The 12,584-nt window shown below is 71.0% G+C and carries 11 protein-coding genes; 6 read left to right on the top strand and 5 right to left on the bottom strand.

Annotated elements, in window-relative coordinates; genetic code table 11:
• Positions 1-202 precede the first annotated feature (202 nt).
• The gene (locus ACFYW9_RS27005; protein ID WP_351864097.1) at positions 203-1,450 is read left to right on the top strand and encodes a DUF1343 domain-containing protein; all 1,248 of its coding nucleotides are present in this window, start codon (positions 203-205) and stop codon (positions 1,448-1,450) included.
• A gap of 125 nt (positions 1,451-1,575) precedes the next feature.
• Positions 1,576-2,898, top strand: a complete 1,323-nt coding sequence (locus ACFYW9_RS27000) for a serine-threonine protein kinase (protein WP_389155327.1) — start codon at positions 1,576-1,578, stop codon at positions 2,896-2,898.
• A gap of 95 nt (positions 2,899-2,993) precedes the next feature.
• On the opposite strand, the gene ACFYW9_RS26995 is transcribed toward ACFYW9_RS27000, so the two are convergent.
• Complete coding sequence (locus tag ACFYW9_RS26995) at positions 2,994-5,786, bottom strand: penicillin acylase family protein (protein ID WP_389155324.1); 2,793 nt, start codon at positions 5,784-5,786, stop codon at positions 2,994-2,996.
• Between the two features lie 294 nt (positions 5,787-6,080).
• On the opposite strand from ACFYW9_RS26995, the gene ACFYW9_RS26990 reads away from it, so the two are divergent.
• The gene (locus ACFYW9_RS26990) at positions 6,081-6,683 is read left to right on the top strand and encodes a hypothetical protein (protein WP_389155321.1); all 603 of its coding nucleotides are present in this window, start codon (positions 6,081-6,083) and stop codon (positions 6,681-6,683) included.
• A gap of 428 nt (positions 6,684-7,111) precedes the next feature.
• Positions 7,112-8,218: an RNA ligase (ATP) gene (locus tag ACFYW9_RS26985; RefSeq protein WP_351864110.1), complete on the top strand. Its 1,107-nt coding sequence runs from the start codon at positions 7,112-7,114 to the stop codon at positions 8,216-8,218.
• A 62-nt stretch (positions 8,219-8,280) separates the two neighbouring features.
• Here ACFYW9_RS26985 and soxR read toward each other — a convergent pair whose 3' ends face one another.
• The gene (gene soxR, locus ACFYW9_RS26980; RefSeq protein ID WP_389155317.1) at positions 8,281-8,832 is read right to left on the bottom strand and encodes a redox-sensitive transcriptional activator SoxR; all 552 of its coding nucleotides are present in this window, start codon (positions 8,830-8,832) and stop codon (positions 8,281-8,283) included.
• 106 nt (positions 8,833-8,938) lie between these two features.
• Between soxR and ACFYW9_RS26975 the strand changes: the two genes are divergently transcribed.
• A complete protein-coding gene (locus tag ACFYW9_RS26975; RefSeq protein ID WP_326788706.1) occupies positions 8,939-9,400 on the top strand; it encodes a MaoC family dehydratase in 462 nt (153 codons plus the stop codon).
• A gap of 106 nt (positions 9,401-9,506) precedes the next feature.
• Here ACFYW9_RS26975 and ACFYW9_RS26970 read toward each other — a convergent pair whose 3' ends face one another.
• The 3 genes from ACFYW9_RS26970 to ACFYW9_RS26960 all read right to left on the bottom strand — a co-directional run bounded on the left by ACFYW9_RS26970 (position 9,507) and on the right by ACFYW9_RS26960 (position 11,701).
• Positions 9,507-10,133 carry a TetR/AcrR family transcriptional regulator gene (locus ACFYW9_RS26970; RefSeq protein WP_328454166.1) on the bottom strand — a complete coding sequence of 209 codons (627 nt, stop codon included), beginning with the start codon at positions 10,131-10,133 and terminating at the stop codon, positions 9,507-9,509.
• Positions 10,134-10,229: 96 nt separating this feature from the next.
• Positions 10,230-10,484, bottom strand: coding sequence for a YiaA/YiaB family inner membrane protein (locus ACFYW9_RS26965; RefSeq protein ID WP_326788704.1), 255 nt, complete (start codon positions 10,482-10,484; stop codon positions 10,230-10,232).
• 65 nt (positions 10,485-10,549) lie between these two features.
• The gene (locus ACFYW9_RS26960; protein ID WP_389155311.1) at positions 10,550-11,701 is read right to left on the bottom strand and encodes an acyl-CoA dehydrogenase family protein; all 1,152 of its coding nucleotides are present in this window, start codon (positions 11,699-11,701) and stop codon (positions 10,550-10,552) included.
• Positions 11,702-11,804: 103 nt separating this feature from the next.
• Between ACFYW9_RS26960 and ACFYW9_RS26955 the strand changes: the two genes are divergently transcribed.
• Positions 11,805-12,446, top strand: a complete 642-nt coding sequence (locus ACFYW9_RS26955; RefSeq protein WP_389155308.1) for a TetR/AcrR family transcriptional regulator — start codon at positions 11,805-11,807, stop codon at positions 12,444-12,446.
• The last annotated feature ends 138 nt before the right edge of the window (positions 12,447-12,584 follow it).

The raw sequence follows: 12,584 nt of genomic DNA, 5'->3' as shown, positions 1-12,584 counted from the left end.
GTCTCCTTCGACGCGACGTGACACGGCTCTGCTGCGACGCCAGACTAACCGGTCGGTATGTAGCAAGGGAAGGGTTCCCTGCCGCCGCGCGGACGGCGCCGTGACGAGCCACGACAGGCCGGTCGGGTCCGCGCCCTACGAACTTCCCCCGGAAGCCCTTAGCGTGCCTGTGCCAGCCTTCCGCGATCACGGAGGTCCCACCATGCGCATGTCCCGACGGTCACTGCTCGCGGCCGGCACCGCCGCGGCCGCCCTGACCCCCCTGCCCGCCGCCGCGGCGGAGCGGGGAGCGAGTACCGGCGCCCGGCCGCGCACCGGATTCGAGCGTCTGGCCGGGGACGGGTACGCCCTGCTCGACGGCCGCCGTGCGGGCATCGTCACCAACCCCACGGGCGTCACCCGCGACGTCCGGCACATCGTCGACGTCATGCACGCCGACGCCCGGGTGGACCTGACCGCCGTCTTCGGCCCCGAGCACGGTTTCCGGGGGACCGCGCAGGCGGGCGGGTCCGAGGGACGCCACGACGATCCGGCGACCGGACTGCCCGTCTACGACACGTACTCGAAGAGCGGTCAGGCCCTCGCCGACATCTTCACCGCGTCCGGCGTGGACACCGTCGTCTTCGACATCCAGGACGTGGGGGCGCGCTTCTACACGTACATCTGGACGCTGTACGACTGCATGGAGGCGGCGCGGCTGGCCGGGAAACGGTTCGTGGTCCTCGACCGGCCCAACCCGGTCACCGGGCGCTCGGCCCAAGGGCCCGTCCTGCACAAGGAGTTCGCGACGTTCGTCGGGCGGCAGCCGATCGCGCAGGCGCACGGGATGACGGTGGCGGAGCTGGCCCGGCTGTTCAACGGGGAGTTCCTGGCGGCACCCGTGGAACTGGACACCGTGCTCATGTCGGGCTGGGGACGTGACCGGTTCTACGACACGTCGGGGCTGCCCTGGGTGCCGCCGAGCCCGAACATGCCGACGCCGGACACCGCGCTCGTGTACTCCGGGACCTGTCTCTTCGAGGGGACGAACCTGTCGGAGGGGCGGGGCACGACACGCCCCTTCGAACTGCTCGGCGCGGAGGGCCTCGACGGGCGCTGGGCCGCGGCGGCCGGTGAACTGGGGCTGCCCGGCGTGCACTTCAGAGAGTCCTACTTCGCCCCCACCTTCTCCAAGTTCCAGGGAAAGACCATCGGGGGCGTCCAGATCCATGTGCACGACCGGGCGGCGTTCGAGCCCGTCCGTACCGGGATCGCCCTGCTGGTGACCGCGAAGAAGGTGTGGAGCGGCTTCGCCTGGCGCTCCGACAACTGGATCGACAAGCTGACGGGCTCGACACTGGTGCGCACGATGATCGACGCGGGTGCCGGCACCGACGAGGTCGTGGCGGCCTGGCAGGACGAGTTGGAGGCCTTCCGCAGGGTCCGGAAGCATTACCTCATCTACAAGTAGGACAGAGCCCGCTTCCACGAACGAGTGAGTCTGCGTGACGGATAGGTCGTCATGTATGGCCAACTTTCCCCGCCGGGTGGACGATGCGCCCATATCGCACCGCCCGCGGGGTCAGGGGGCCTGACATGACGGAACCGGCAGTGAGCGTTTCTCCCTACTGGGAGCTGACCTTCGACGCGGACGGGGACGTGGACGGCCGCCAACGGGACCGGTGGCTCGAGGAGATACCGCGGCGAAAGGTCCGCGACCTGATCGTCTTCGCGCACGGCTGGAACAACGACCGTTCGGCGGCCACCCGCCTGTTCAGCCGGTTCCTCGAACCCGTCCCCGGGCTCGCGCCGGCCGCGCGGCTCGGATACGTGGGGGTGGTCTGGCCCTCCATGCGGTTCTCGGACGAACCGATCCCGGACTTCTCCCCGTCCGTGGCCCCCGATGTCACCGGGGACAGCGCCTCGCCGCTCGGCAAGAACACCCGGCACGCCCTTCTGGAGGTGTTCCCCGGCCGCGCCACCGTGGTCGAACAGATCGCCCGGCTGCTCGACCAACAGCCCGACGAGGGAGCCTCGCTGGAGGAGTTCGGCCGCCTCGTACGGCTGCTCGTCGAGGTCCGGCCGGGGGGTCCGGGGGCCTCCTTCGCGGCGGACACCCTCGCGGAGGGCGTACCGGAGAGCGATCCCGAGATGCTCTTCGGGGACACCGCGACGGTGTGCGCCGAGTTCGCGCGGGCGCTCGCCGGGACCGGGACCCCCGGTGCCGAGACGTTCACGCCGCCCCGGCTGTGGGACGGAGCGCTCGAACTGCTGCGCCAGGCGACGTACTACGCCATGAAGAGACGCGCGGGCACGGTCGGCGAGCGTGGGCTCGGCCGGGCGGTCGGTCAGCTCGCGGCGGCGGCACCTGACGTGCGGGTGCATCTGGTCGGGCACAGCTTCGGCGCCCGGCTGGTCTCCTTCGCGCTGCGCGGACTGCCGCCCGGGGTGCACGCGGTGAAGTCGGTGACGCTGTTCCAAGGAGCCTTCTCGCACTACGCGTTCGCCTCGCGGCTGCCCCACGATCCGCGCGCGAGTGGTGTGCTGGACGGCCAGTACCACCGGATCGACGGCCCGCTGGTGTGCTGCTACTCCCACTTCGACTCGGCGCTCGGCACGGTCTACCCGCTGGCCTCACGGATGGCGGGTGACGGCCGGTCCGTCGTGGCGGACTTCGGCATCGGCCGTGCGCTCGGCGCGCAGTGGGGCGCGATGGGCCACGACGGGGTGCAGGCGGTGCCGGGGACGAGGTCGTACACGCTCGCCGAGGCGCTGCGCACCCGGCTTCCGGTCTCGGGGTGCGTGAACGTCGACGCCGCCTCGGTGGTGCGCCGGGGCGGCGCCCCGTCGGGTGCGCACGGCGACATCTGTCATCGCGAACTGGCCCAGGTGGTGCTGGCGGCGGGCCGCGTCAGGTGACCCGCCGCCGTTCAGGGCCTGTCCGGCGGATCATGCCGGACAGGCCCTGAGCGCCGATCGCCCCTAGGGGCGGTCCTGGCGGCGCCGCTCCGCGCTCACCGGTGCGAGGTGTACTCGACGACCTGCTGGAAGGTCGGCCGGTTCTGCCAGGTGATCTTGCCGTGCTTGATGCCGCCGAGCGTCCGCTGGACGATCGAGTCGGCGCACCACTGGTCGCCCGCCGAGCACTGGTCGTCTCCGGGGTAGACGGTCGCCGCGGTCTTGCCCGCCGCCTCCTTCAGTGAGCTGATCAGGAGGTCCCGGCAGGCGGTGAGGCTGCCCCCGCCGCAGTACGTCTGCGGCAGGCCGCCCTGCACGGACTCCCCGAGCACCGCCCGGATGTCCTTGTCGACATAGCTCCACCAGCCGTACTGGAAGGAGCTTCCGGCGTGCGAGCCGGTCGGTCCGTGCCCGGCGGACGGCGCTTCGTCGACGGGGAGGTTGTTGCCGAACGCGGTGTACAGGTCGCTGCCGAGCCCCGGCTGGAACTCCGCCTTCACCAGCAGCGGCCACCAGGCGTCCAGGATGCGGATCGCGTCGGCGTCGGCGTAGGTGTGCGAACCCGCGGAGGTCTCCTTGCGCCGGGCACCCGCCGTCACCCAGGCGGACAGCTTGCCCACGGCCGCGGCGGCCGTGGAGTCCGTGACCGGCGAGCTGTTGACGACCTTCAGCAGGTCGGGGAGCACGTCCTCGGCCCGCAGATCGGCGAGCGCCGCGTCGGCCATCGCCTTCACCAGCGCGGACCTGGTCACTCCGCCCGCCGCGACCAGCTTGGACACCCGGTCCTCCAGCAGGTCGCCGCGGTGCACCGAGCCGTCGCCCCAGGAGGCCGTGGTGTAGTCCTTGGCCTGTTTGTTGTTCCAGGAGATGTAGTAGTCCTGGTCCACCGAGTTGGGATGCGCGGACGCCGGGGTGTAGGAGGCGGTGTTCGTGCCCGCGTCCCAGTTCTGCCACTCGTACGCGGCCTGCGCCCACACCGGGAACTCCGCGTCGACCCCGTTCGCCCGGACCGGGTTGTCACCGCTGTTGTAGTAGGCGGTGTGCGCCGAGTCGGCGTAGAACCAGTTGAAGGTGTAGTTGATGTTCTGCACCGCGCTCTGGAAGGTGGCCGGACTCTTCACGTAGTCGGGGTCGTTGAGCATCTGGAAGCCGATGATCGAGTCGGCCTCGTGCATGAAGGAGGAGCGCAGGGTGGTGTACGCGACCTTCTTGCCGCCCACGGTCGCGCGGTAGGCCACGGGACCGTACTTGGTCCGGTAGACCTGCATCCGGTACGAGCCCGCCGCGGTGCCGTCGGCCACGGTCGGCTTCCAGGAGTTGGTCCGCTCGACCTTGTCCATCGCCGTGCAGGTGCCGTGGTACAGGTAGTGGTAGTCGTCCTGGCACAGCTCGACGGCGTAGGTGTCGATGATGTCCTGGCCGGAGGTCGTCGCGCTCCAGGAGTAGTCCTGGCCGCGGCCGAGTTCGACGTACATGCTCAGGCCCGCGAAGGAGGCGCCGCGGGCGCTCAGGCCCGGGCCCTGGATCTCCTGGAGCATGAGGAGCTGTGGCGCGAAATAGCCGGTCTGCGGACCGAAGACGGCGATCGGGTGGCCGCTGGCGGTGTGCTTGCCGCTGACCACGAGGGCGTTGGACATCCCGCGCCTGGCCGAGGTGAGCGACGTCTTGGCCGCCGCGGCCGTGGCGCTGGTGGCGCTCGCGCCGGCCGCGCTGCCGGTGCGGTCGTAGACCAGCGGCTCCTGGGCCACCGAGCCGGCGTCGGGCAGGGCCTGGCCCTGCGCGCTGTCGGGCTTGGAGGCGTACGGGAAGCTCTCGCCGTTGTGCACGGTGAGCGCTGCTTCCGGGTCGTTGCGCTCGCGGAAGGACTCCCAGACCTTGGTGCCCTCGACGACGCCGTACTTGGACTGGGCGGCGAGCAGGGAGATGGCGTTGTTGACCTCGCCGCCGCCTCCCGAGCCGAACAGCGAGCCGATGACGGAGGCCAGCGCGACCAGGTCGGTGAGCTTGAAGTGGTCGATGGTGCCGGCGTTGGTGATGGAGTCCTTGTGGCCGGTCAGGACGTATTCGCCGGGGAAGTAGCGGCCGCTGTCGGAGGCGTCGATGTAGGCGTTGACGCCGTCGACGTAGGCGTTGGCGTCGGCGAGGGCCTGGACCCCGCGGGCTCCGGCCTTGCTGGTCGCGCTGTCGATCTGGGCCTGCAGGTCGGCCTCGGTGTAGGGCGCGTTGCGCCAGAACTCCTGTTCCAGTCCCTGGTTGGAGGGCGCGCCGCCGGCGAAGCTGGTGAGCTGGCCGCGTCCGACGTGCCGGAAGACGTCCATGAGCCACAGCCGGTCCTGGGCCGCCGCGTACCCGGCGCCGTACTCGGTGCCGTAGCGGGTGGTGCCGGTGATGTGCGGGACGCCCGTCTTCTTGTCGCGGACGATCGTCACGTCGGTGCGGCCGCCGGGCTTGGTGGTCGACTCGACCTGGTTGGAAGCGACGCCGAAGGAGGCGTCGTTGAAGAAGTTGTTGATCTTGGCGTCGGTGAGCGCGGAGTAGCCGGAGGGCAGGTTGCCGTAGGGGCCGAGCTGGTCCTCGGCGTGACCGGGCTGGGTTCCGAAGGCCTGGTTGAGCAGGATCTGGGCGAGGGTGGCGTTGCCGTTCTCACCGGGCGGCAGGATGTCGGAGCACTGACCGCCGCAGTAGTCGTTCGCGGCGGCCTCGGCCGAGGTGTCGGCGGCGGCCGCAGGGGAAAGCGGCGACAAAAGACCGGCAATGAGCACGCATAGGGATGCCGCCTTGAGGAACTTGGGGAATCTGCGGGGAGTTCTCAGTCTGTCCAAGGTGGTGCGTGGGGTGCTCGGTGGCATGTCAGCTCCTACCGACGGGGGGTGGGCCGGACGTTACCGCCGGTATCCCCGAGTTTGAAGATGAACATGCGTCAGTTTTCGGGATTCACGGCGAGTGAGGGCGCACCGGCGGTCCGGCGGACGGCCGGCGGCGACGGGAGGCGTGGTCGGGACACTCGGCGGGGGCTCGCGGGGGGTCGTCGAAAAATTGGATGGAGCCGAATCGCTTGTCGATACGTCTACTCGACGACGTCCGTACGGGACGGCGCCGAAGTGACCGGAGTACAGGTGCAGGTGTGACGGAGGTGCAGGACGATGGCCGGTTTCCGGAGTCTGGCGAGACAGGCGCGAGATCCGAGGTGTGATCTGGCGCTGCGGCGGTACTCACTGCGCAAGTGCCTGGAGCGGTTCGCCCCTTACGGGCATCGGGCGACCTGGGACCATCTGTGTTCCCGGGCCGGGTTCGACCCGGAGGACCGCTCCCCCGATCCGGCGCGGCTCGTGGCCGCACTGGACGAACTGGAGGAGGCCCGCTCCGTCTGGCTCGCCTACGAGGTCGCGTTCGCGCAGCGTCGCAAGAAGGAGAAGCACGACGGGCTGCGCAGGCCGGGCAGTGTCGACGACTGGCACCGGCTGACCTGGGGCGGCTTCGGTGTCGCCTGGTGCGACGACCCCCGTGTCCACCCCCATGAACCACTGGCCGAGGTGCTGCGCCGGCTGATCGCGGCACTGGAGCGCGAACCGGGCACCGTCTGCCCCGTGTGCGCCGGTGAGCGCCTTGTCTGGATGTACGAACTGGCCCACGAACCGTCGTCGGGTCCCGTCTGCACGAGCTGCGGAATCGTGGTGCCGCGGCCCGTCCTGACCCCGGAGGCGCTGGCCGGCGCCAGGCGCAGCCGGCTGCTCGTGTCCGCGTGAGCGACCCGTCCGGCCGAGCCGAGCCGGGCGGCGGACCCAGGGGGTGAGCCGTCGGCCGCGGAAGGTCCGTGGCCTGGCGCGTACTTGCCGGCACCGGGTCGGCCGGGGAGTGTCCCGCGCCGACGGGGGACTCGGTGCGGCTCCGTGCGGACGGAGCCGGATCGGCACGGCGGCACCGTCGTGCCGGTGCCGCCCGGGCGACGGTCCAGTCGGCGACCTGTGCGGCCTCCATCCGGGCCGCGACCGAGGCGGGACGCCCTCGTGACGGGCCCGCGGCCGAGGCGGCGGTATCCCCTCGCGGCGGGCGTGCGCAGGGATCGCGGTGCCGCGCGGTGACGGTACCAGCCGTAAAACCGCTGGCTCCAGCCGTTTCTCCCACGGACAGTTGGGGGCGATGAAGAACCCCTGAGCGACCCCTGGAGTCCCCCATGTCGACGCTGCGCGTCACCGCCGAAGTGCTGACCGTCCACGACCATCCGAACGCCGACGCGCTCGAACTGGCCCAGGTGGGTCTGTACCGGGCCGTGGTCGCCAAGGGCGCGTACCGCACCGGCGAGTGGGCGCTCTACATCCCGGAGCAGTCCGTGCTGCCGGCCCCGCTGATCGAGGAGCTGGGGCTGACCGGGCGTCTGGCGGGCAGTTCGTCGGACCGGGTCAGGGCGGTACGGCTGCGCGGCGAGCTGTCGCAGGGGATCGTGTGCCGGCCGAAGGCGCTGGCGGACGTGGACCTGGCGCGGGCCGCCGAGGACGGCACGGACTTCGCGGAGTTCCTCGGCATCGTGAAATGGGTGCCGCCGATCCCGCCCACGATGAACGGCGATGTCGAGGCGGCTCCCGATCTGCTGCCCTGGGTCGACATCGAGAACATCCAGCGGTATCCGGACATCTTCACACCGGGCGAGCCCGTCGTCGTGACGGAGAAGCTGCACGGTTCGGCCTGTCTGCTGACCTACCTCGCCGACGAGGGCCGCGTCCATGTGTCCTCGAAGGGCTTCGGCTCCAAGTCCCTGGCGCTGAAGGAGGATCCGCGCAACCTGTACTGGCGCGCGGTACGCGGGCACGGTGTCGCGGAGGCGGCCGCCGGGATCGCCGAACGGCTGGGCGCACGCCGTGTCGGCATCTTCGGCGAGGTGTACGGGGCCGGTGTGCAGGACCTGTCGTACGGCGCCGACGGCCGCCGCGAGACGATCGGTTACGCCGTGTTCGACGTGTCCGCGGAGATCGACGGCGAGGTCCGCTGGCTGGACGCGCAGGAGCTGCTGGCGGGCGAACTCCCCCTCGTACCAAGGCTGTACGAGGGTCCGTACGACGTCGAGCGCGTCCTGGAGACCGCCTCCGGCCGGGAGACCGTGTCCGGGCGCGGGCTGCATCTGCGCGAGGGTGTCGTGATCCGGCCCGGGGCTCCGGCTCCCGGTGGACCGGAGGGGACCTTCGTCGCCGCCGAGCGGTACAGCCCGGTGACGGGCGGACGGGCGATAGCGAAGGCGGTCAGCCCGGCCTATCTGACCCGCAAGGGCGGCACGGAGTACGAGTGACGTGCCCGCGGCAGGGCGGGGCGGCTGACGCGTCGGGGGGCGGGGCGGTCGAGGACCACGCGTCAGCGGCAGTCCCCCGCCGCCGGTTCCCGGCGTGGCCCGGGTTCGCACGCGGCCGCCGGCCCACGCTCCTGGGTCGCCGGCGCCGGCTGCGTTCCGGCCCGCTCCACCATGAGGCGGGAGCCGGCCCGGCGCTCGCCGAGGACGTCGTCGGGGTTGGAGAGCACACAGGTCTCCAGGGAGAGGCAGCCGCAGCCGATGCAGTCCGTGAGGTGGTCGCGCAGCCGGCCGAGCTGCTTGATGCGCTCGTCGAGTTCGGAGCGCCAGGCCCGGGACAGCCGGGCCCAGTCCTCCCGCGTCGGGGTGCGCTCCTCGGGGAGCTCGGCGAGCGCCTCGCGGATGGTGGCCAGCGGGATGCCGACGCGCTGGGCGGCCCGGACGAAGGCGACACGGCGCAGCGCGTCACGGTGGTAGCGGCGCTGGTTGCCCGAGGTGCGGCGGCTGCTGATCAGGCCCTTGGACTCGTAGAAGTGCAGGGCGGAGACGGCCGCGCCACTGCGGGCCGACAACTGTCCGACGGTCAGCTCGTGGACCGTCTCGGGGATCTGGGGCACTCCTCCAACCTACCTACCGCGCCACGCGTCCGGTCCGTTGACATGCGCCGCCCGGCCGACCATGCTAAGCAGTCGCTTAGACTATGAGATGCGGGAGGCCAGGGACATGGCAGAGCCGAGGACGTTCGCGACGGTCGACGAACTGCGGGGCGCCGTGGGCGAGCAGCTGGGACACACGGACTGGGTCGAGATCGAGCAGAAGCGGATCGACCTCTTCGCGGAGGCGACCGGCGACCACCAGTGGATCCACGTCGACCCCGAGAAGGCCGCGGCGGGTCCGTTCGGCACCACGATCGCGCACGGCTACCTCACCCTGTCGCTACTGCCGCTCTTCGGCCCGCAGCTGATCAGCGTCGAAGGCGTGAAGATGGGCGTCAACTACGGGACGAACAAGGTCCGTTTCCCCGCCCCCGTTCCGGTCGGCTCGCGGCTGCGCGCCACCGGGACGATCACCGCGGTGGACGACGTGCCCGGTGGCGTGCAGGTCTCCCTGGCCTTCACCGTGGAGCGCGAGGGCGGCGACAAGCCGGTCTGCGTCGCGGAGTCGGTCTCTCGCTACTACCTCTGAACCGCACCCGGGCCCGGCACCGGCGCGTCCGGGTCGGGCCCGGCACGTACGCGTCCGCCGGCCGGCCCCCGCCGAGTCCGGGGACGGGCACAGGACCGGCCGGGTCCTACTCCTTGAATCCCACCATCCGCCGGACCAGGTCGGCGTAGAGCGCTCCGACCTCGTCGGGCGTGCGGGGGCCTTCGACGTTGAACCAGCGGGCCACGTCGATGCACAGGGACAGCACGGCGACGGTGGTGCCGGGGACGTCCGGGACGTCGAACTCACCGGTCGCGACACCGTCCTGGATGATGCCGCGGACCTCCGCGTCGACCTGACGGCGCAGCGCGATGATCTCCGCCCGGGCGTCGGGACCGAGGGCCTCCAGCTCGTACTGGACGACGCGGGCCGTGGTGTGCTGGCCCGCGTGCCACCGTACGAAGGAGCGCACGGCGTCGGAGAGCCGTTCGGCCGCCGTGCCCTCGGCCTCGGCGGCGGTGCGCACGATGTCGAGCGCCTTGTCGTGGCCGATCCGGCTGATCCGGTGGAGCAGCTCTTCCTTGGTCTTGTAGTGGATGTACAGCGCGGCCGGGCTCATGCCCGCGCGGCCCGCGATGTCCCGGGTCGTCGTCGCGTGGTACCCGCGCTCGGCGAAGGCCTCCACCGCGGCCACGAGCAGCCGCCGCGCCGCGTCAGGGGTCACCTCGGACCACGGCTGCATCTCGCCGCCGGACGTCTCCTGCGCCGCACTCATCGCTGTTCGCCCCTTCATCACTGACAGGGTGAACACCATACCCCCGAACCTGAGCGAGCGCTTAGCGCCTTCGGCCAGGTCATGGCCGCGCGGGGATCAGAGCTTCTCGAACGGGTCGTACACCCGGGTGCCGGGACGGCCGCCGTCCTGGCGGTCGCGGATCACCTTGGCGAGCGTGAAGGAGGACGTCACCAGATAGAGGACGGCGATGGCCAGGAAGCCGCGCACCCAGGCGTCCGCCTGGAGCTTGAAGATGCCGAGCGCGGTGGCGGCCATGGCGACGGAGAAGGAGGCCACGGCCTGTCCGTAGAAGGCGGCCGTGTTCTGCTGCTTGACGGGTGTCTCGGTCATGGGACAAGGGTCGGCGGATGTGGCCGCCGCCACATCCGTCCTCGTACTCAGGGACGTACTCAGAGTCAGAACGCCGAGACACCTGTCAGAGCGCGTCCGATGACCAGTTTCTGTATCTGGCTGGTGCCTTCGTAGAGGGTCATCACCCGGGCGTCGCGCAGGAGTTTGCCGACCGGGTACTCGTCGATGTAGCCGTAGCCGCCGTAGACCTGGAGGGCGTTGTTCGCCGCGCGCACGGCGGCCTCGGAGGCGAAGAGCTTGGCCTTGGAGGACTCGGTCGCGAACGGCAGTCCGCGGTCCACGAGGTCGGCGACCCGCCAGGTCAGCAGCCGCGCCGCGTCCACGTCGACGGCGATGTCGCTGATCAGTTCCTGGACGAGCTGGTGGTGGGCGATCGTCTTGCCGAACTGCTCGCGCTCGGTCGCGTACGTCACCGCCGCGTCCAGGGCGGCCTGGGCGATGCCGACGCAGCCCGCGGCCACCGACATCCGGCCCTTCGCGAGTGCCGACATGGCCACGGTGAAGCCCTTGCCCTCGGGCGCCAGCATGGCGCTCGCCGGCACGCGTACGTCCTCGAAGGCGAGCTCGGCGGTGGCCTGGCCGCGCAGCCCGAGCTTGCCGTGAATCGTGCGGCGGGTCAGACCGGGGGTGTCGGTGGGCACGAGGAAGGCGGAGACGCCCTTGTGGCCGGGGGCGTCGGTGGAGCGGGCGAAGAGCAGCACGACGTCGGCCCAGGTGCCGTTCGTGATGAACATCTTGCTGCCGTTGATCACGTAGTCGTCACCGTCGCGCACCGCGCGGGTCGAGAGCTGTCCCGCGTCGGAGCCGGTGCCGGGTTCGGTGAGCCCGAAGCAGCCGACGTACTCGCCGGAGGTCAGCCCCGGCAGCCAGCGCCGCTTCTGCTCCTCGCTCCCCCACGCGGCGATCGACTTGGCGACGAGCCCGAGCGAGACGGAGACGATCCCGCGCACGGAGGAGTCACCGCGCCCGAGTTCCTCGGTGACCAGGCAGTACGCGAGGTGGTCGCCGCCGCTGCCGCCGTACTCCTCGTCGATGGTGAGGCCGAGGAAGCCGACCTCGCCGAGCTTCTTCACGATGGACCGGTCCACGTCCTCCGCGCGGTCCCACGCGACGACGTGCGGGGCGATCTCGCGGTGCACGAAGTCCCTGGCGAGCTGCCGGACGGCGGTCTGCTCATCGCTGAGCCCGAGGTTCATGCCGGGTCACCCCACAGGTAGCGGCCTTTGAAAGCCGTACATTGAAAACCGTACATTTAAATTAGCACTGCTAGTTTCATGGTGCAGCCCTACTATGTGCGCCATGGCCCGACCGCGCAAGCCCCTCCTCAGCACCGACCGCATCGTCGAGACGGCACGGGCGCTGGTGGACGCCGAGGGCCTGGCGGCCGTCTCGACCCGCCGGCTCGCGGCGGAACTGGGAGTGAGCGGGCCCTCCCTCTACAACCACTTCAGCACCAAGGACCAGATCCTGGAGGCGGTCGCGGACTCGGTGAGCGCCCAGGTCGAGCTGTCGATGTTCGAGGACGGCCGCGACTGGCGGACCGCGCTGCACGACTGGGCCGTCTCCTACCGCGCCGCCCTGCGCGACCACCCGAACATCGTCCCGGTCCTCGCGCGCGGACCGGGCCGCAGGCCGGCCGGACTCCGGCTCGCCGACGCCGTCTTCGGCGCCATGGTCGAGGCGGGCTGGCCGCCGGCCCAGGCCACCTCGATCGGGGCGCTGATGCGGTACTTCATCATGGGGTCCGCGCTGGGTTCCTTCGCCGGCGGCTTCGTGGACGACGAGAGCGCGTACGACCCGGACGACTATCCGCATCTGGGGCAGGCGCACCTCCTCGCCGAACAGCAGGAGAAGATCGACGAGCGGGCCTTCGAGACGGGGCTCGGCGCGCTGCTGGACGGCCTCGCCGTGCAGTACGCGAGGCTGGTCCGGGAGAGCTGAGCGGGCCGATGTGACCGCCCGGCGCGGCGGACGTCCGGGTGCGGGTGTGCGTCCGGGTACGGGTACGCATGCGGGTGCGGGTGTACGTGCGGTTCGGGTGTGCGTGCGGTTCGGGTTTCGCGTGACTCCTCCCCCGGC

The sequence above is a fragment of the Streptomyces sp. NPDC002698 genome (assembly GCF_042888945.1).
Lineage (GTDB): Bacteria > Actinomycetota > Actinomycetes > Streptomycetales > Streptomycetaceae > Streptomyces.
Note: the sequence above shows the minus strand (reverse complement) of the source record. Positions and strands in the feature narration are given on the sequence as shown.